Consider the following 19,728-nt stretch of genomic DNA (forward strand, 5'->3'; position numbering starts at 1 on the left):
TGCCGCCAGGCGGCGTACAAGGGATTTGCCACGGACAAAGGGGGGAGGAAAAAATGCTAAAACGCATCGGATACATCGCGCTGATTTGTCTGGCCTTAATCGGCGGCCGGCAGGCCATGGCGGCAGAGGAAGATCGCTGCTTTGCGGACGAACATCCCGCCTTGCACACCGTTATTCCTTGTTATAACAATCAGTTGGCCATATTGCCTCTGTCATATTCGTTAAAGGGCGTGGATAACGGCCATGACGTGTCGATACGCCATTATCGGTTGATGTCGCAATCCTGGTCGCCGCAAGACGCCATCCGGCCGACGCAATGGTGGCACGATGTGGATATTTATATCCCCAACGGGGCGCTTGCCCGTAAAGCGTTGGTGCTGATGAGCGATGACTGCGCTTGCGCCGCCGCCGGGGCGAGCGGGCCAGGCAAGCAAAATGCGGCATTTTCCGTCGCTACGCCGGCGGCCTTGGCGGCGGAAAGTCACACCATCGTGATTGTCGTCAACCGGCTGCCTTATCCGTACCTGGAATATCAAAATGAGGGGCGGCGTCGTGCGGGGGAGGACAGCCAGGCCCGAGGCTGGCGATTGTTCCTGGACGATGCGGATGAGTACTTGATGATGCCGCTGGCGATCCCCATGACGGCGGCCTTGTCGCAAACCATGACGCTGGCGCAGCGCGAATTGAGCCGATGGGGGATAGATAAATTCATCGTGGCGGGCGCGGCGAGCGGCGCAACCGCGGCGTGGCTGGCGTCATTGTCGGATGAGCGCATCGATGCCGTCGTCGCCATGTTCCCGGATGGGGTCGCGGCGCGGCAGGTCTTGAAGCATACCTATCGTACGTATGGCGGCCGTTGGCCGTTGTCGTTTCATCCTTATTACCAACTCGGCATCGATCGGCGCATAGAGACGCCGGCGTTCGACAAACTGATGCAAATAGCGGATCCCACCGCTTATCCGCCGCCGACGGCGGGAGAGCGGCCAGCGGCGGCGAAATATGTCATCATCGCCAGCGGCGACGAACGTTATCCGCCGGACAGCACGCGATTCTATTTCAGCGCCTCACCGGGAGAGGCTTCGCTGCGCGTGATTGCCGACGGGGATCGCGCGGCAAGCAGGCCGGCCGCCGAACGCGCCATACTGGCGATGATCAAGCGCCGCCAGCGCGATATCGCGTTGCCGACGATCGAGGTGCAAGGCAGCGCCGCGGATGCTGCGGTGCGCACGCTGCGTTTTTCCGAACCGCCGGCCACCGTGCGGCGTTGGAGCGCGCACAACCGCACGGCCCGAGATTTTCGTTATTCGTGCGGCGTACGCTTTACCCCGGAGCCGTTGGCCGCAGCGGAGGCCGATCGCGGCGAGTTTCGTCTGGCCGCCCCGGCGCAAGGCTGGGAGGCCACCTTTATCGAGGCGGTGTTCAACGATGGGTTTATCGCGACCACGCCGGTCTTTATCACGCCTGACGATAACTATCCGTCGGCCGTTCCCGCGGGCGATGGCCTGGCGTGTGAAACCCTACCCGGCAGAGGGCTGGGGGAAGATTATCGCCATGACGATTAATTAGCGGCGCCGAAAAACAATAAGGCGGCAATGCGTTATTCTGCGCGACAGAGCGCATTGTTGCCTTGTTTTCGAAATAGTGAACGGCGTCAGACAGAATATTTCTGCGTAACGCCATTTTCTCGTTGTCACATGACCGCGCCGGTTTCACGAACGGCGAATGCTTTATTCTCCCTCCTGTTCGATAAACCGTTATCGCCAAGCTTTTCCTATTCCTCTGCTCCTCTCGCTGCCGCCGCGTCGTGATGCCTTTCGTAATATAACTGTCATTTATTTCAGGGCGAGTTTTATCGCCCGGCTTTCATTTTACGGCGATGTCGCCCGATTTTCCGGCTGAGGAGGAAATGAGGAGGATCTGGCGAAAGCGCCTTCGAATAGCGCGAGAATAAATTCTCTGGCGGCCAGATGAATGAATCAAGAAACGCCGATTTGGCGGTTTTTTCAAAATAAAATTAAGAATGATGCTAATTCTATTTGGGGTAATTATCTTTTCTCATCTTTACATTGATTTTATGTATTGCTAAAGGGGGAAAGCTAAGCATAATTAACTGTGAAAGGAGCGGAGCTCCTATTCTCCCTGTCCGGGCTCTCCGTGGCGGGGATATTTTGAAGTCTGTCTAATCAAAAGGAGAAGTACCCATGATGGAAAAAAAAGTGATTATGTTGGCATTTGTCGCGGCAGCGTGTTCAAGCGCTTTACCTGCTCTGGCAGCAGATGGTCAGGTTAATTTTACCGGGAATATTGTCGATGCTGCGTGCAAGGTCACGAATGACTTGAGTAATCCATTAAATGTTGTTTTGGGTGATGTGGCCCGAACGGCATTTGCGGGTGGCAAGGGATCAACGTCCAGCGCGACAAAATTCACGCTGGAAGTCACCGATTGTCCGGATACGGTAAAAAGCGCCACCGTTAAGTTCGACGGCGCGGCCGATAACGGCGACAGCAACGTATTGCAGCTGACCCAGGAAACGGATGTCGCTACCGGCGTCGGTATCCAACTGTCTGATATTTCTAACAGTGTTCTGCCGCTTTACACGGCGTCGACGGCTTATCCGTTGGCTTCCGGTAGCGGCGTGAAAAATAACCTCGATTTTACCGCCCGCTATATTTCCACGCAGGCAGATGTTACCGCCGGTAAAGCTAATAGCGTCGCCACCTTTACGCTGAATTATAACTGATAATATTTTCTTGCCCGCTGGTTCACAGCGGGCTGTATTGCCTCGGAGATAATATTATGCGTTTTAATCGCTACGGCGCCTTAGCGGCTTTCATTATTTTATTGTTTGCGTCTACGGTTCACGCCGGCGTGGTGATTGGCGGGACGCGGGTGATATTCAACGGCGAAAAAAAAGAAGCGTCAATCAGCGTGGAGAATCCGGATAAAGAACCGTATTTGATTCAGTCCTGGCTGGAGAATCAACAAAGCGGGGTGGATAAAATCGCGTTTATCGTTACGCCGCCTTTATTTCGGCTGGACGGCAACCAGGAAAATATGCTGCGCATCGTGAAAGTGGGCGATGGCTTACCGAAAGATAAAGAAAGCTTGTATTGGATGAATATTAAATCCATTCCTTCAACAACCCAGGCGGGTAAATCGAATACGCTGCAAATAGCGGTCAAGACCCGCATTAAATTGATTTATCGGCCGGCGCCGCTGCTCCGCCAGGTGCCCGAAGAAGTGACGCAGCAGCTGAAATGGCAGCGTGTCGGTTCAGAATTAAAACTCACCAACCCAACGCCTTATTATATGAACTTTCATTATGTCCGCATCGGGGGGCGGGAAATGAAAGAGGTGGCGTATATCGCGCCGATGAGCAGCGAAATGTTTGCATTGCCCGTGGCGGGCGCAACGTCGGTAAGCTGGAAATTAATTAATGATTATGGCGGCACAGGGAAAGAACATCAGTCAGGTATTTAATCTGTAAGGGAAGGCAGACAGAGGGATAAAACATTTCAATAATGGAGCTAATGAATGATAACTCAAAAGCGTATATTAGCGAAGCGGGATGCTTGGCTGAAACGCATAGCCTTATTCACGGCAACAACGGCGGTATGCGGCAACATGGCTAATCCCGCCTTCTCTCGTGACTATTTTAATCCGGCGTTGCTGGAAACCGGGCGCTCAGGTCAGCAGCACGTCGATCTGTCGATTTTTGAAAATGGCCAGCAGGTTCCCGGCACGTATCGGGTCGATATTTGGGTGAACGACATGCTGCTGGAAACGCGCGAGGTGTCGTTCGCTCTGCGGGCCGGCAGCGACGAGAAGGCCGATCTGCAGCCTTGTCTGACGCGGGAAGATCTGAAACGGCTTGGGGTGAAAGTTGAGCTGTTTCCCGGTTTGGCCGGTGCCGATCGCTGCGCGAATTTGGCCGCGATCCCGCAGGCCTCGGCGCAATTTCAATTTAACCGCCAACGCCTGATGCTGAGTATCCCCCAGGCGGCGTTGGAAAATAAGGTGCGCGGATACGTTCCGCCGGAACAATGGGATGAAGGCCTGCCGGCGATGCTGCTGAACTATGGCTTCACCGGCAGCAACAGCAAGGGGCGCGATCGATTCACCCAGAGCGCAAGCAGTTATTACCTCAACCTGCGGCCGGGCTTCAACCTGGGCGCCTGGCGAGTGCGGAACTACACCACCTGGAGCTACAACAGCGCCGGCGGCGGGCGAGCGTCGGAGGATCGTTGGGACTCCGTCTATACCTACGCCCAGCGCAATATCATCCGCCTGAAAAGCTTGCTGACGCTCGGCGAAAGCAGCAGCCCGTCCGATGTGTTTGACAGCGTATCGTTTCGCGGCGCGCAGCTGGCTTCCGATGACGACATGTTGCCGGAAAGCCTGCGAGGTTATGCGCCGGTGGTGCGCGGCATCGCGCGCAGCAATGCGCAAGTGGTCATTCGCCAAAACGGCTATGTCATCTACCAGAGTTACGTTGCGCCGGGCGCGTTTGAAATTTCGGACATGTATCCGACCGGCGGCAGCGGCGATTTGGAGGTGACTATCAAGGAGGCGGACGGCAGCGAACAGCACCTGACCGTTCCCTTCGCCAGCCTGCCGGTGCTGCAACGCGAAGGGCGGCTGAAATATGCGCTGACCTCGGGGCAATACCGCACTTACGATCACAGCGTGGATAAAAAGATCTTCTCGCAGGCCAGCCTGATTTATGGCTTGCCCGCCGGTTTCACCCTGTATGGCGGCGGCCAATTCGCCGGGCCGTATCAATCGCTGGCATTGGGTCTGGGCAAGAACCTGGGCGAGTTCGGCGCTCTGTCGGCCGACGTCACCCAGGCGTGGGCAAAGCAGGAGCATCAACCGAAAAGCGATGGTCAGTCATGGCGCGTGCGGTACAGCAAAAATATCGTCGAGACGGGGACGAACTTCGCCATCGCCGGCTACCGCTATTCGACCAGCGGCTACTATGGGCTGCAGGAAGTGCTGGACACCTATCGCAGCGGCAACCGTTACGCCCCGATAGACCGCCGCAAGAATCGCGGCGAAATCACGCTGAACCAGAATTTATGGGAAGGGGCGGGGTCGCTTTCACTCAGCGCGGTCTCCGAAGACTATTGGGGCTCCGAGCGCAATATGCAGTCGCTGAGCGCGGGTTACAACAATAGCTGGAATGGCATCAGCTACGGTTTTAACTACAGCTATAGCCGGAATTCACAGGCTATTTACGGCGATTCGAACCGCGGGCGCATTTACGATCGCGATCAGATCTTCGCTTTCAACATCAGCGTGCCATTAGAGAAATGGCTGAGCAACACCTACGCCACCTACAACCTCAACACCAGCAAAAAAGGCAATACCAGCCATACGGCGGGCCTCAACGGCACGGCGCTGGCCGGCGGCAACCTCAGCTGGAGCGTACAGGAAGGGTATGGCAGCCAGGGCCAGGGCAACAGCGGCAACGCCAACGCCGACTGGCGCGCGACGTACGGCGAACTCACGGCGGGCTACGCCTACGATCGCAGTCAACAGCGCGTCAACTACGGGGTGAAGGGCGGGGTGATCGCCCATGAAGACGGTGTGACCTTCGGTCAACCGTTCGGCGAAACCGTCGCCCTGGTACAGGCGGCCGGCGCGAGCGATGTGGCGGTCGGCAATCAGGTCGGGGTGAAAACCGACTGGCGCGGCTACGCGATCGTTCCTTACGCCACGCCTTATCGCAACAATTCGATTCGCCTCGATGTCGACAGCTTGCCGGATGATGTCGATCTCGAGTTGACGAACCAGTCGGTCACGCCGACTCGCGGCGCGGTGAGCCGGGCGAATTTCAAAGCCAACGTCGGCAGACGGATTTTGATGAAGGTGACGGACTCGCAGGGGGCACCCCTGCCGCTGGGCGCCAGCCTGCGTCTTGCCGAGGGGGCGACTCAGCCGTTCCTGGTCGGCGGCGACGGCGTGGTCTATCTGACCGGCATGGCGGAAAAGGGCCTGCTCATCGCGCAGTGGGGCAGGAATGGCGAGAACCAATGCCGCATCCGTTACCAGTTGCCGGCGGAGCCGCCGTCAGCGGGTCTCCAAACCCTAAACGGCGTTTGCCAATAGATCTCGCTCTATTTCCATCATGACTTTTAAGTGAGAGTGAAAATGAACGTTTTTCTCAGGATATTCGGTTACGGCGCCCTGGTGTGGCTGGCGACGCTCACGACGGCGGTTTATGCCGGCACCTGTACCACCAACGCGAAAACCGCCCGTATGGGGTTGCTGACGCTGGCCGTGGATCCGCGCATTGAAGTCGGCGAGCAGTTGGCTGTTCGAACCGAGAACAGCATTAACGGCACGACGTTTTCTTTTCTTTGTTCCGGTTCGGTCGCCTATCGCTCCATGTCGCCGCTGACGCCGAGCGCGCTGCCCGGCGTATTTGAAACGGGCATCGAGGGCGTGGGGGTGACGATTTCAGACTTATGGCAGAGCAATAAGAACGTGCCCGTCAACACGGCGATTTCGCCCAACTTGCTGACGCCGTGGATCAATCGAAACGATGTTCGGCTGACGTTTATTAAAACCGGCCCGATCAAAACCGGCGGCGATATGGGCGGGAAAATTATCGCCAGATATTATCTGGATTCGACCTCCATTTTGGATATCAGTATTTCCGGCATGAAGGTCATTCAGAAAAGTTGCCTGGTTGATTTGAACTATAAAAATCAAACGGTAAATCTGGGCAGCCCTAAACGCAGCGAGTTTAACGGCGTCGGCAGCACGGCGGCGTCTTCCGAACGCAATTTTTCCGTGGTTCTGCAATGTCAGGAGGACAATATTCCGGTTCAGGTCACGTTCGAGGCGGCCGGAAATTCGCCAGGCGTGGGAATGATTGATATCGCCGACGGCGCCGATGCGGCGAAGGGCGTCGCCGTGGAAGTGTTGGATGAGAACCGTAATCCATTAACGTTTTCCAGACCGATCAATTACCACACCGCGGCTGAAAAAGAGATCAGGATCCCCTTGATGGCGCGCTATAAGCAAACGGGAGCCATTAGCCCCGGACAGGCCGACGCGGTGATGACATTCACCATTACGCAGAATTAAAGAGACCCCTATTAAAAATATAATGTCGTCTGTTCGCGCGACATTATTGGTGGCATCAGGCGCTGCAGGCCGATGCCAATGCAATGACAACACGCATGTATGGCAGTGTTTGTCCGTTTAAATATGGAGATTAACCAATGAAAGAACTGTCTGTTATCGAAATGAATGAAGTGTCAGGCGCTTATTCCTGGGATATGAGCAATGGACTGTCGGGGCTGATTGGCAGCGCCGTCTCCAATGCCGCGGAAGCCGTTTCATCCATCGCTCTGGGCGCCTCCGTGGGCAGCATGGCGGGCGCCGTCATCGGCGGTAAGCATGGCGGCGACGGCGGCGGCCTGCTGGGCGTCGGCTCGATTGGCCAGGGCGTCGGCATGGTCGCCGGCGGCATCCTGGGCGGCGTAGCCAGCGGCGTGGCCGCAGCCGTTATTGGCTGGGACACCACGCTGGAATACTCCAAAAAAGGCCTCGATGGGCTGATTAACGGCACCATCAGCTAAATCCATACGCGGTCCAAAGCCGCAGCGTTCTCGCTGCGGCTGTCTCCCGGTCAGGCAAGCGCAGGTTCTTCCTATGAGTGATAATAAGAGCAGGAATATTTTCCGCCAGGAGGCGGTCAATTATCAACGTCAAAGATGGACCGGCAGGGCGCTGTTAATTTCCGGCGCGTCGAGCCATGTGATTGCCGCCACCTGTTTCACTTTTATTCTGATCCTGGCGGGCGCACTCTATTTTTGCGAGTACACGCGCCGGGTCGATGTTGAAGGCGAGGTGATCAGCATCCCGCATTCCACCAATGTGTTTTCCTCCCAATACGGTTACGTGAGCCAGGCATTCCATAAAGCTGGTGACGTCGTGGAAAAGGACGAGCCGCTGTATGTGATTGATGTCTCGAGAAGTACCACGTCCGGCAATGTCAGCCATATCGCGGCCAGCGAAATAAGCAAACAGATTAGCAATCTGGATTCGATAATCAGCAAGCTGAATAAAAATAAAACCGCCATGCTGGATAATTTGCGCAAACAGATCAATAGCTATGAAAACGCCTATAAAGAAACCGAGAAACTGAACCTCAGCGCCAAAGAGGGGATGGATAAAATGCGCGATAGCCTGAAAAATTACGAACACTATTTGACGAAAGGCCTGATCACCAAAGATCAGTTAAATTATCAGCGCTCGCTCTTTCAACAACAGCAAAGCTCGTATCAGGCGCTCTACAGCCAAAAGATCCAGCAAAATATTCAACTGTCGCAGTTGCGCAGCGATTTGCTGATTCGCGCCGCCGATTACGACAATCAGATATCGCAAAGCGAATCGCAACGCAGTGATTTACAACGCCAGCTGGCGGAGTCCAATGCCGGCGGCCAGGTCATTATCAAAGCGCCGCTCAAGGGGAAAATCGAGTCGCTGAGCGTGACCGCCGGGCAGGTGGTCGAGAGCGGCAGCAGTCTGGCGCAAATCAAACCGATTGATAACATCAAATATTATCTGGTTTTATGGCTGCCGAATAACAGTTTGCCCTACGTGAAAATCGGCGATGGCATCAACATTCGCTATGAAGCCTTCCCGTCGGATAAATTCGGTCAGTTTCCGGGAAAAATAGAATCCATCTCGTCGGTCCCCGCCTCCCCGCAGGAAATGTCGGAATACAGCAGCGGAAATAAAAGGGAAAGGAACGCCTACTACAAAGTGCTGGCGTCCATCAGCGACACGCAATTCAGCGATAAAGGCAAATATCTCGAAATCAGCAGCGGGCTGCAGGCCAGGGTCATCGTCTTCCTGGATAAGAAACCGCTTTATCAGTGGGCGATCGCGCCTTTGTATGACATAAAAAACAGCGTCGTGGGGCGAGTCGATGAAGGACAATAATCTCTTTGAACGGATCAACGAGAAGTTAACATTCTCACTGCGCAAGCGGGTGCCGAGCATCTTGCAGTCGGAGTCATCGGAATGCGGCCTGGCGTGCCTCGCCATGATCGCCTCCTATTACGGGTTTAATGTGGATATGCTGAGCCTGCGGCAGCGATTCGGCATTTCCACCCAGGGCGCGACCCTGGGGACGATCTCTCAAATCGCGTCGCAAATCCAGCTGAAGACGCGCGCCTTGTCCTTGGACATCGACGAAATCAATCAGCTGAAAACGCCCTGCATACTGCACTGGAATATGAATCACTTCGTGGTGTTGGTTAAGGTGCAGCGCGCCGGTTTTGTCATTCACGATCCGGCCTTCGGGCGCAGAGTGATCGGGCTGCAGGAGATGTCGAATCACTTTACCGGCATCGCGTTGGAGCTGTGGCCCGACAGGGCCTTTCAAAAAGAGACCCTCAAGACCCGTTTGCGCCTGCTGGATTTGATGAAAAACATCGAGGGCCTGCCGGGGACGCTGCTCAAGATCTTTGCGTTATCGATAGTCATCGAATCGGTCAACCTGCTGCTGCCGGTGGGAACGCAACTGGTGACCGACCATGTCATTCAGGCGCATGACTACAGCCTGCTGACGGTCATCTGTTTGGGGCTGATCTTCTTCACCTTGTTCCGCGCGGTGGTCAGTATCGCCAGGGCCTGGATCTCCATCGTGCTCGGGACGCTGACCGATATTCAGTGGAAGACGACGCTGTTTGAACACCTGATGAAGCTGCCGCTGGATTTTTTCGAGAAACGGCACCTGGGGGACATTCAATCGCGCTTTTCCTCGCTGGATGCGATCAGAACCACCTTTACCAATAATATCGTCAGCGGGATCATCGACGGCATCATGACGGTCGGGCTGTTCGCGATGATGATGGTCTACGGCGGCTGGCTGGTCTGGGTCGTGGCGGGCTTCACTCTGATCTACATCCTCATCAGGATGATGACTTACAGAACCTACCGTCAATTCTCGGAGGAGCAGATCGTCAAGGCGGCCAAGGCCAACTCGCATTTCATGGAGACGCTGTACGGCATCTCGACCGTCAAGGCGCTGGGCATCAAGGAAACGCGCTCCAGCTATTGGCTCAATCTGAACGTCGACGCCGCCAATACCAATATCAAAATCACCCGATTCAATATGATGTTCGGCGGGATCAATACCTTTATCACAACGCTCGATCAGGTGGCGATCTTGTGGCTTGGCGCCATGATGGTCATCGACAATTCCATGACGCTCGGCATGTTCATGGCGTTCAATGCCTATCGCGGCCAGTTCTCTCAGCGGGCCTCGAGCCTGATCGACCTGGCGATCGGCTTGCGCATGCTGTCGCTGCACAATGAGAGGATATCCGACATCGTCTTTACCGATGCGGAGACGGAGTCCGCGCCGCGACAGGTTTTCCCCTCGGGCACGGGGATTGCCATTGAGGTAAAAAATCTTACGTATCAATATGACGCGCTGTCGCGGCCAATCTTCAAAGACCTGAACATGCGCATTGCGGCCGGCGAAAGCGTGGCCGTCGTGGGCGCCTCCGGCGCGGGCAAGACCACTTTGCTGAAGGTGATGTGCGGTTTGCTCAGCCCCACTTCCGGCCAGGTTTTGGCCGACGCGATGGATATCCATAAAGTCGGGGTGAATAACTACCGTAACGCGATCGCCTGCGTGCTGCAGGACGACCGGCTGTTCTCCGGGTCCATTGCGGAAAACATCAGCGGGTTTGAGGTCAATGCCAATAAAGAGCTGATCATGGCCTGCGCGATACACAGCAATATCCACGATGAAATCATGCAGATGCCGATGGGCTACGAAACCCTGATCGGCGAGTTGGGCAACGGCATCTCCGGCGGGCAAAAGCAACGTCTGTTTATCGCGCGCGCCCTCTATCGCCGCCCGAGTGTGCTGTTTATGGATGAAGCGACCAGCCATCTGGACGTTGAGAATGAGTCGGCGATCAACCGGGCGATATCTTCGCTGAATATTACGCGCGTGATCGTCGCCCACAGAAAGTCGACCATCGACTCGGCCGACAGGGTAGTGGTGCTGGGGGCCGAGAGCGGCGCGCCGGCAGGCGGCGGTGAATAAAGGGCGCTTGCCGGCGCCGGGGCGAAGCCGGCAATGCAGGCTGTCCCCACGGCGAAAATCGCGGTAAAATGCAGCAGTTGACCCTATCGCATTCCATCAGGCCGTCGAACCCGCTATGAAAACGCGCAAACCGCGCCGCCCGCCCGGGCGGTGGATCTATTACATCCTGCATGAAGACATGCTGTGGCCTTGCCCGGTCAAATGGGAGTGGGAGAGCGGCTATAACGCCTGGCTGCCGTTTTACTATTCCCCCACGCTGGAATTCGTCGCCGGCAACCCCGCCCGCGCCACCAAGGTCAGCAGCGGCCGACGTTAAGCGGGCCGCGCGTGCTGCTCGCCTTGCCGCCCGACGTCCGCTCACCTAAGATCATCTCATCACCCACAGGTTTTCCCGGAGCCCCCATGTTGACTCTGTTTCGCACGTCTCTTTGCGGCGCGCTGGCATTGCTGCTGCTCGCCGGTTGTCAGCAGACGGCGCATAAACCGGCGCCGCCGCTGCAGGCGCAGCTGGATCACATCGCTTCGATGCTGGCCGGCGGACACTTCCTGCGCGTGGACTGCGGGCGCAGCGAGATACCGGACGACGTGAAGCTGCAGCGCACCGCAATGCGCGCGGCGCAGCGCCGCGGCTGGGACACGCAGGCGGCAGGGTATCGGCAGTTGCCGGCGCTTACCCAGGCGCGTTACCTGACCCTGCAACAGGACAATCAGCTGCTGACGGAAAAATGCGCTGCGCTCAGCCGCAGTACTGCCCGCTTTATCGCGGCGGCGCAGGCCGATCAGGAAGATTACATGGAGTAGCGCGCCGGCATGCCTTTCGGGCGCGCTTCATGGGCGCCCCAAATTCTTTGCAGGATAACGATTTATCGATCATCATTTGAAATGATGTTTCACTTTTACCCATCGAGCTCATCTTGAACCTGTATGCCGCACTGCGTCAGCGCGTGGAAAATACGCGCTGGTACGCCAAACGGAAAAGCTACCGCGTGCTGTTCTGGCGCGAGATCACGCCACTGGCGGTGCCCATCTTTCTGGAGAACGCCTGTGTCCTGCTGATGGGGGTGCTGAGCACCTTTCTGGTGAGCTGGCTCGGCAAAGAGGCGATGGCCGGAGTGGGGCTGGCGGACAGTTTCAACATGGTGATCATCGCCTTTTTCGCCGCGGTGGATCTCGGCACCACCGTGGTGGTGGCCTTCAGCCTCGGCAAGCGCGATCGCCGGCGGGCGCGGGCGGCGGCGCGTCAGTCGCTGGTGCTGATGACCGGCGTGGCGCTGCTGTTGGCGGCGGGCATTCACCTGGCGGGTGAGCCTATCATTGATGTGATCGCCGGCGCGGCCTCGCCGGAGGTGAAAGCGCTGGCGCTCTCTTACCTGCAAACCACGGTGTGGAGCTACCCGGCGGCGGCGATTGCGTTGATCGGCAGCGGCGCCCTGCGCGGCGCGGGCAACACCAAGATCCCGCTGCTTATCAATGGCGGCATGAATATCCTCAATATCATCATCAGCAGCATCCTGATTTACGGCATGCTGGGCTGGCATGGCCTGGGGTTCGTCGGCGCCGGGCTGGGGCTGACGATTTCCCGCTATATCGGCGCCATCGCCATCCTCTACGTGCTGGCGATCGGCTTTAATCCGGCGCTGCACATCACGTTGAAAAGCTATTTCACGCCGCTCAAAATGAGCATCCTGTGGGAAGTGCTGGGGATCGGCATTCCCGCCAGCGTCGAGTCGGTACTGTTTAACGGCGGCAAGCTGTTGACGCAGATGTTTGTCGCCGGCATGGGCACCAACGTGATCGCCGGCAACTTTATCGCTTTCTCCATCGCTTCGTTGATCAACCTGCCGGGCAACGCGTTGGGATCGGCCTCGACCATTATCGTCGGCCGGCGGCTCGGCAAAGGCGAGATCGGCCAGGCGGAGCGGCAGCTGCGCCATATTTTCTGGCTGTCGACCCTTGGGCTGACCGCCATCGCCTGGGGCACCGCGCCGCTGGCCGGGGTGTTCGCCGCGTTTTATACCTCGCAGGATGATGTGAAAACGGTGGTGAAAACCCTGATCTGGCTCAACGCCGCCTTTATGCCGATCTGGGCCGCTTCCTGGGTCTTGCCCGCCGGGTTGAAAGGCGCGCGCGACGCCCGCTTCGCCATGTGGGTGACGATGCTCGGCATGTGGGGGGGCCGCGTGGTGGCCGGCTACGCGTTGGGCATCGAACTGGGCATGGGCGTGGTGGGCGTCTGGTTGGGGATGTTCCTCGATTGGGCGGTGCGCGGCGCCTTATTCTACTGGCGCATGGTCAGCGGGCGCTGGCTGTGGAAATATCCGCGGGCCAGGCGCTCGGACGCCGAATAAGCTCGCCTGCGCGCAGCCTGCCGGCGGCCTGAGAGGCACCGGCAGGAAGAAGCTCTATTCAGAGGGAAGGGTACCAACGCAATGACTTCTTGACCGGCCCCGGTGTGACCAACACCTTACCTCGGCCGACCAGATTCAACAGCAGATTGCGCGCCTGATAGATCGTGATGTCGTTAGACTCCGCCAACTGGCGGGTCGTGGGCCACTCGCCGGGAGGAGGAGGTGCCGTGCCGTTGGCCGAAGGGCAGAGGCGGTGCAGCGTCGTTAATAAATGCTGCTGCAGGTTTTGTAATTCTTGTTGTTTTGACGTGCGTTTTATCATGTCAGCCTCCCTTAAACTTCAGCCGAATTTTGATATAACGATAAGCGTCGCCCGGAAAATAATGCCCTGTCCCGGCAATACTCTTCCTGAACCGGTAGCGAACACTTGCCTGAACCCGATATTTCCACTGCAATAAACCAGCGGCGTTCACGGATCGGGAGCGGTAATGAGGTGGCCAAATTTTCAGCCTGCTGTGCGTAATGGCTGTACTTCATCGTTTTTCTCCATGGTTTACTGCCCGGTGCTGGTTTTTACCAGACCGAATTGATAAGCCTCCCTTTTCTTTTCCAAATCATTATACCGCAAATAGAAAAAAGGCGATCAATAATGTCGTGTGATATATATTTTACGAGATAATCTACTATCGTTATTAATTTTACGATCTGTTGTCTCGAAAAAATATAGTTGTCTTGTGGTTTTTGGGCTTATATCTCGTATTTATTACTTTTGCTTTGAATGACTTTTCAAATTACAACGATTTTTGTAACAATATTTGGGCCAAAACAAGCGGTAAGTTGAATCTTAGTGTAATTCCCATGGCAAGGGTTAAAATCTTGCGGGAATTTACTGGTTCGGTTGTTTTCTTTCTCATCAGTGTGGTTTTCGTTGAATACCTAAAATGGGTGATGATGAAATAAAGGTCGCGATTTAATTATCGTGAGGGTTTGCTTTGGCTGCGGGTAATACCGTTTTCATTCTGGATTGTATAAATAACCGTTAAAGGAACGGGAGCGATCCTGCGCTTTTTACATAAATTAAAGGAATAAGTGAATTATGAAACTGAACAAAATCATGCTGACAGCAGTTCTGGCGTTTGGCGTTTCTTCTCTGGCGCATGCCGCCGACCAAGGGCATGGCAAAGTGACGTTTACCGGTTCCATTATTGATGCGCCTTGCTCCATTTCTCCTGAGACCGTGGACCAGACCGTGGATATGGGTCAGGTATCCAACGTTGCGTTGAAAAATGGCGGTAAATCAGCGCCGCGTCAGTTCGATATCAAACTGGAACAGTGCGACAACTCGACGCTGAAAACCGTCACCACCACCTTCGAAGGCAAAGCCTCTACCGCCAATAAGGATCTGCTGGGCATCGTCGGGACCGCCAGCGGCGCCAGCATCGCCATCACCGACACCGCCAGCAACCCGATCAAACTGGGCACCGCAACGGCCCCACAGAACCTGGGCACCGGCACCAACACGCTGCGCTTCGCGGCTTACCTGCAGGGTGACGGCGCTTCCGCCACCGTCGTTCCGGGTGATTTCACCGCCGTTGCCGATTTCAAGCTGGCATACCAGTAAGCCTGCGCCATTGGCGTGACGTTTTGCATGCGGGGCTTCCCCGCATGCTTTTTCCCAGATGGAAGGTCTGTGTCAGGAGGTTCAATGCGCCGGTTTATTCACCCTTTAGTGTCTCCTTGCATATTGACGGCTACGCTGATGAGCCCGGCCGCGCCGGCGGCATCCGGTTCTCAGGGCTGGGGACGCGTAAATATGCAAGGAGCCATTATTGATACCGCTTGCGCTATTGCCGCCGGCAGCCGCGAGCAGACTATCGATATGGCCGTGATGCCGACGGGAAATATCATGCGTGATGGCTTAGGCAATACGCATCCGTTCACCATCGAATTAATCAACTGCACGCTTGAACGCCCGAAACCGAATTTGCCGGACTGGCGACAATTTCAGGTGGTTTTCGATGGCGATGCCGATGGCGACTTATTCGGCGTGCACGGGGAGGCGAAAGGCATCGCGCTGCAAATATCCGATGATATGGGGAATATCGCCGCGCCCGGTCGTCCGTTGCCGCTGGGGGATATAACGCCAGGCAGCATGTCGCTTAATTACTCCATTAAATTGGTTGCCAATAATCAACCGATGCGTGCGGGGGACTATTTTTCCGCCGTGCGGTTCAAGCTGGATTATTACTGAGCGCTGTTATTGCGGCAAGCCGCAACGCCAGAATTATACGATATAAGGTTAGGGATATGATGTTGTCGCCTGCTGGGAAGCTATTTCGTTTTCAGGTACTGGGGTTATGTATCACGCTGGCGGTGGGAAGTTCATCAACGTGGGTATATGCCGAAGACGGTATTCAATTTAATGCCGACATTTTGGACGTGAACGATCGCAAAAATATCGACCTAAGCCAATTTTCCCGCAGTGGATACATTATGCCGGGAAGTTACGGCATGGTGGTCCATCTCAATAAAAGCGAGTTGCCCGAACAGAAGATCCCTTTTTATCCGCCGGACAACGATCCTGACGGCAGCCGCGCCTGCGTGGGCAAAGCGCTGGTCGAGCAGTTGGGATTGAAGCCGTCGGCATTGCAAGCGCTGACCTGGTGGCATCAGGGGGAATGTCTGGATGAGTCCAGCCTGAAAGGCATGGTGTCGCGTGGCGATCTGGCGACGGGCTCGCTGTATCTGAGCGTCCCGCAGGCTTATCTGGAATACAGCTCCGACGACTGGGATCCGCCGTCGCGCTGGGATGAAGGCATCCCGGGCTTGCTGTTCGATTACAACGTCAACGCCCAGAGTCGGCAGCAGCAGCAGGGCGGCACGCGCGGGTACAGCGTCAGTGGCAACGGCACCGCCGGCGCCAACCTGGGCGCCTGGCGTCTGCGTGCCGACTGGCAGGGGCAGATCAATCACCAGACCGGCAGCGGGCAATCCACCGACAAACGCCTGGACTGGAGCCGTTACTACGCCTATCGGGCCATTTCTGCGCTGCGCTCGCGCCTGACGCTGGGTGAAGACTATCTGGATTCGGGGATTTTCGACAGCTTCCGTTTTTCCGGCGCGAGCCTGGTATCGGACGACAACATGCTGCCGCCGAACCTGCGCGGCTATGCGCCTGAGGTGGTCGGGATCGCCAAGACCAACGCCAAGGTGACGATCAGCCAGCAGGGGAGGGTGATCTATGAAACCCAGGTGGCGGCGGGGCCGTTTCGCATTCAGGACATCAACGATGCCATCACTGGCGAACTGGATGTGCGGGTCGAGGAGCAGGACGGCAGCGTACAGGCGTTCAAGGTCAACACCGCCAGCATTCCGTACCTGACGCGGCCCGGATCGTGGCGCTTCAAGCTGGCCGCCGGTAAACCGTCGGATTGGCAGCACCATTCGCGCGGGCCGCTGTTCGGCACCGGAGAGTTCTCCTGGGGCGTCAGCAACGGTTGGTCGCTGTATGGCGGCGCACTGCTGGGCGGTGACTATAACGCGCTGTCGCTGGGGATAGGCCGCGATCTGATGATGTTCGGCGCGCTCTCGTTCGACGCCACCCAATCGCGGGCGCGGTTGCCGCAGCGGGAGGAGACGCTCAGCGGCGGCTCTTATCGGGTGAGCTATTCGAAGACGTTCGATGAACTGGACAGCCAGGTCACCTTTGCCGGCTATCGCTTCTCGGAAGAGGACTTCATGAGCATGAGCGAATATCTCGACGCGCGTTATTACGGCAGCCGGGTCGGCAACAACAAGGAGATGTACACCATCACCTTCAACAAACAGTTCCGCGACTGGGGCCTGAGCAGCTATCTCAACTACAGCCACCAGACCTATTGGGATCGCCCGTCCAACGACCGTTACAACCTGACGGTGTCGCGCTATTTCGATCTCGGCAAAATAAAAAACCTGAACCTGTCGTTGTCGGCTTATCGCAACCGTTACAACGATTCCAACGATGACGGCATGTACCTGTCGCTGTCGATGCCGTGGGGCAACGGCGCCACGCTCAGCTACAACAGCACGGTGAACCGCAACGACACCACGAACCGGGTGGGGTACTACCAGCGAATCGATGAACACAACAACTACCAACTGAGCGCCGGCAGCGCCCGCCGCGGCGCTAACCTGAGCGGCTACTACAACCACGAGGGCGATGCGGCGCGCCTGAGCGCCAACGCCAGCTATCAGGAAGGGCGCTACAGCGCCGTGGGGCTGTCCGCGCAGGGCGGCATGACGCTGACGCCGGAAGGCGGCGCGTTGCACCGCGTCGGCATGATCGGCGGTACGCGCCTGTTGGTGGACACCAACGGCGTGGCCGGTGTGCCGGTGCGCGGCTACGGCAGCACCGTCAGCACCAACCGCTTCGGCAAGGCGGTGGTGGCGGACGTCAATAGCTACTACCGCAACAAGGCCAGCATCGATCTGGACAAACTGGGCGACAACGCCGAAGCCACCCGTTCGGTGGTGCAGGCCACCCTGACCGAAGGGGCGATTGGCTACCGTCAGTTTGACGTTATCGCGGGCGAAAAAGCGATGGCGATCGTCAAACTGGCGGACGGCAGTACACCGCCGTTCGGCGCCACGGTGCTGAACGCCCGCAAACAAGAAACCGGCATCGTCAACGATGGCGGCAGCGTGTACCTGAGCGGCATCAACGCCGGGGAGATCATGACGCTGCACTGGAGCGGCGCGGCACAGTGTCAGGTGCAGCTGCCCGCAACGCTGCCGGCCGACATGCTGACGCGTACGCTGCTGCTGCCGTGTCGGCCGATCGCCGCGGCGCCATCGGCCCCGGTTGAATAAACCCATCACCCTGAATTTGGAGTTATCGACAACATGCAAACTTTTTCTCTTAAAACCGCCGCGGCGCTCGCGCTGTTGGGCGCCACGGCGGCGCAGCACGCGCAGGCGGCAATCGCGCTCGATCGCACCCGGGTGATCTTCGACGGCGGCCAGAACTCGGTCAGCCTGAATCTCAGCAACCAGAACAAGCAGCTGCCGTACCTGGCGCAGGGCTGGCTGGAGGACGAGCAGGGCAACAAGATCCAGAGCCCGCTGGTGGTGTTGCCGCCGGTGCAGCGCATCGAGCCGGGCAAGCCGAGCCAGATCAAGATTCAGGCGCTGCCGGCGGCCAAACAGCTGCCGCAGGATCGGGAGACGTTGTACTACTTCAACCTGCGCGAGATACCGCCGAAGAGCAACAAGCCCAATACGTTGCAGATCGCGCTGCAGACGCGCATCAAGCTGTTCTATCGCCCGGCGGCGATCGTGCCGAACCGCACCGATATGGCGACGCCATGGCAAGAGCAGCTGACGTTGACGCGGCAAGGGGAGAGCTATCAGGTCAATAACCCGACGCCGTACTACATCACGATCGTCGATGCGGGCAGCAAAAAAGGGGGGGAGGGTGTAAAGGGATTTGAGCCTTTCATGATCGCACCGAAGAGCCAGGCGCGCCTGACCGTGGGCGCAGCGGGGCTGGGCGGTAGCCCGGTGCTGACCTACATCAACGATTACGGCGGCCGGCCGCAGCTGAGCTTCAGCTGCAGCGGCGTGAGCTGCAAGGTGGTGCCGGAGAAAAGGACGGCGTCATAACCCGCCGCAGGCGGTGCCGACGGGAGAGCCATTCAGGGGGAAAGGATGAAACGAGAACGGAAAAAGGCCGGCGGGAGCGCGTTGATGCTGGCGCTCAGCCTGGGTGTGATAGCGATGCCGCCGGCGAAGGCCGACGTGGTGGACAACTGGCAGGTGGAGGGCGCCAATGGCGTACTGCAGGTATATGGCGCGCTGACGGAAAGCGCCTGCCGGCTGGAGATGAGCAGCGCGCGGCAGGAAATCTGGCTGGGTGAGACCGGCACCGCGCGCTTGCGTCAGGCCGGCGATCGCGGGCAGCCGGTGGCGTTCGAGCTGCGTTTGCAGGATTGCCTGCGCACGCCGGGGGGCCAGCGAGATGCGCGTACCGGCGCGTTGGTCTGGGCGCCGAATCAACCGGCGGTGACGGTCAGCTTCGGTTCGACGGCGGACAGCGACAATCCGCAGCTGGTGAAAGCACAGGGCACTTCAGGGCTGGGGTTGCGCCTGCTGGACGGCCGCGGTCGCGACGTTCGGTTGGGCAGCCGCGGCGAGCCGCTGCTGCTGACGCCAGGGCAAGAGGCGTTGAGCTACAGCGTGGCACCGGAGCGAACCGTGGCGCCGCTGATGGCCGGCGCGTATCGGGCGACGGTGGATTTTAGGCTGAATTATGACTGAGG

The 19,728-nt window shown here is 57.5% G+C and carries 18 protein-coding genes; 16 read left to right on the forward strand and 2 right to left on the reverse strand.

Annotation, left to right across the window (positions count from 1 at the left end; translation table 11 throughout):
• The first annotated feature begins 53 nt into the window (after nucleotides 1-53).
• From J0X03_RS08310 to J0X03_RS08360, 11 genes are all read left to right on the forward strand, one after another.
• Nucleotides 54-1,562, forward strand: coding sequence for a PhoPQ-activated protein PqaA family protein (locus J0X03_RS08310; protein ID WP_069100820.1), 1,509 nt, complete (start codon nucleotides 54-56; stop codon nucleotides 1,560-1,562).
• A 639-nt stretch (nucleotides 1,563-2,201) separates the two neighbouring features.
• Entirely contained in the window at nucleotides 2,202-2,741 is a 540-nt protein-coding gene (locus tag J0X03_RS08315; RefSeq protein ID WP_004935293.1) for a fimbrial protein, read from the forward strand.
• Between the two features lie 56 nt (nucleotides 2,742-2,797).
• Complete coding sequence (locus J0X03_RS08320) at nucleotides 2,798-3,481, forward strand: fimbrial biogenesis chaperone (RefSeq protein ID WP_033643647.1); 684 nt, start codon at nucleotides 2,798-2,800, stop codon at nucleotides 3,479-3,481.
• Nucleotides 3,482-3,535: 54 nt separating this feature from the next.
• A complete protein-coding gene (locus J0X03_RS08325) occupies nucleotides 3,536-6,112 on the forward strand; it encodes a fimbria/pilus outer membrane usher protein (RefSeq protein ID WP_033643646.1) in 2,577 nt (858 codons plus the stop codon).
• A gap of 42 nt (nucleotides 6,113-6,154) precedes the next feature.
• Entirely contained in the window at nucleotides 6,155-7,096 is a 942-nt protein-coding gene (locus J0X03_RS08330) for a fimbrial protein (RefSeq protein ID WP_033643645.1), read from the forward strand.
• A gap of 137 nt (nucleotides 7,097-7,233) precedes the next feature.
• The gene (locus tag J0X03_RS08335; protein ID WP_004935280.1) at nucleotides 7,234-7,593 is read left to right on the forward strand and encodes a hypothetical protein; all 360 of its coding nucleotides are present in this window, start codon (nucleotides 7,234-7,236) and stop codon (nucleotides 7,591-7,593) included.
• Between the two features lie 73 nt (nucleotides 7,594-7,666).
• A complete protein-coding gene (locus tag J0X03_RS08340; protein ID WP_004935276.1) occupies nucleotides 7,667-8,962 on the forward strand; it encodes an HlyD family secretion protein in 1,296 nt (431 codons plus the stop codon).
• Complete coding sequence (locus tag J0X03_RS08345) at nucleotides 8,949-11,084, forward strand: peptidase domain-containing ABC transporter (RefSeq protein ID WP_004935271.1); 2,136 nt, start codon at nucleotides 8,949-8,951, stop codon at nucleotides 11,082-11,084. The genes J0X03_RS08340 and J0X03_RS08345 overlap by 14 nt, the downstream gene beginning before the upstream one ends.
• Nucleotides 11,085-11,199: 115 nt before the next feature.
• Nucleotides 11,200-11,400 carry a hypothetical protein gene (locus tag J0X03_RS08350; protein WP_015378375.1) on the forward strand — a complete coding sequence of 67 codons (201 nt, stop codon included), beginning with the start codon at nucleotides 11,200-11,202 and terminating at the stop codon, nucleotides 11,398-11,400.
• A gap of 86 nt (nucleotides 11,401-11,486) precedes the next feature.
• A complete protein-coding gene (gene gspS, locus J0X03_RS08355; RefSeq protein ID WP_033643644.1) occupies nucleotides 11,487-11,885 on the forward strand; it encodes a type II secretion system pilot lipoprotein GspS in 399 nt (132 codons plus the stop codon).
• A gap of 113 nt (nucleotides 11,886-11,998) precedes the next feature.
• Entirely contained in the window at nucleotides 11,999-13,432 is a 1,434-nt protein-coding gene (locus J0X03_RS08360; protein WP_160204393.1) for an EmmdR/YeeO family multidrug/toxin efflux MATE transporter, read from the forward strand.
• A 58-nt stretch (nucleotides 13,433-13,490) separates the two neighbouring features.
• Here J0X03_RS08360 and J0X03_RS08365 read toward each other — a convergent pair whose 3' ends face one another.
• Nucleotides 13,491-13,754, reverse strand: a complete 264-nt coding sequence (locus tag J0X03_RS08365; RefSeq protein WP_042784947.1) for a FaeA/PapI family transcriptional regulator — start codon at nucleotides 13,752-13,754, stop codon at nucleotides 13,491-13,493.
• An 11-nt stretch (nucleotides 13,755-13,765) separates the two neighbouring features.
• On the reverse strand, nucleotides 13,766-13,969 hold the full coding sequence (locus J0X03_RS08370) for a hypothetical protein (protein ID WP_129992881.1): 204 nt from the start codon (nucleotides 13,967-13,969) through the stop codon (nucleotides 13,766-13,768).
• A gap of 559 nt (nucleotides 13,970-14,528) precedes the next feature.
• On the opposite strand from J0X03_RS08370, the gene J0X03_RS08375 reads away from it, so the two are divergent.
• From J0X03_RS08375 to J0X03_RS08395, 5 genes are all read left to right on the forward strand, one after another.
• Nucleotides 14,529-15,053: a fimbrial protein gene (locus tag J0X03_RS08375; protein ID WP_033643642.1), complete on the forward strand. Its 525-nt coding sequence runs from the start codon at nucleotides 14,529-14,531 to the stop codon at nucleotides 15,051-15,053.
• A gap of 84 nt (nucleotides 15,054-15,137) precedes the next feature.
• Nucleotides 15,138-15,683, forward strand: a complete 546-nt coding sequence (locus tag J0X03_RS08380) for a fimbrial protein (RefSeq protein ID WP_042784946.1) — start codon at nucleotides 15,138-15,140, stop codon at nucleotides 15,681-15,683.
• 56 nt (nucleotides 15,684-15,739) lie between these two features.
• Nucleotides 15,740-18,280, forward strand: a complete 2,541-nt coding sequence (locus J0X03_RS08385; protein WP_060660538.1) for an outer membrane usher protein — start codon at nucleotides 15,740-15,742, stop codon at nucleotides 18,278-18,280.
• 33 nt (nucleotides 18,281-18,313) lie between these two features.
• Nucleotides 18,314-19,072, forward strand: a complete 759-nt coding sequence (locus tag J0X03_RS08390; protein ID WP_033643639.1) for a fimbria/pilus periplasmic chaperone — start codon at nucleotides 18,314-18,316, stop codon at nucleotides 19,070-19,072.
• 84 nt (nucleotides 19,073-19,156) lie between these two features.
• Complete coding sequence (locus J0X03_RS08395; protein ID WP_033644312.1) at nucleotides 19,157-19,726, forward strand: fimbrial protein; 570 nt, start codon at nucleotides 19,157-19,159, stop codon at nucleotides 19,724-19,726.
• Nucleotides 19,727-19,728 lie beyond the last annotated feature (2 nt).

This window comes from Serratia ureilytica, from assembly GCF_017309605.1.
Lineage (GTDB): Bacteria > Pseudomonadota > Gammaproteobacteria > Enterobacterales > Enterobacteriaceae > Serratia > Serratia ureilytica.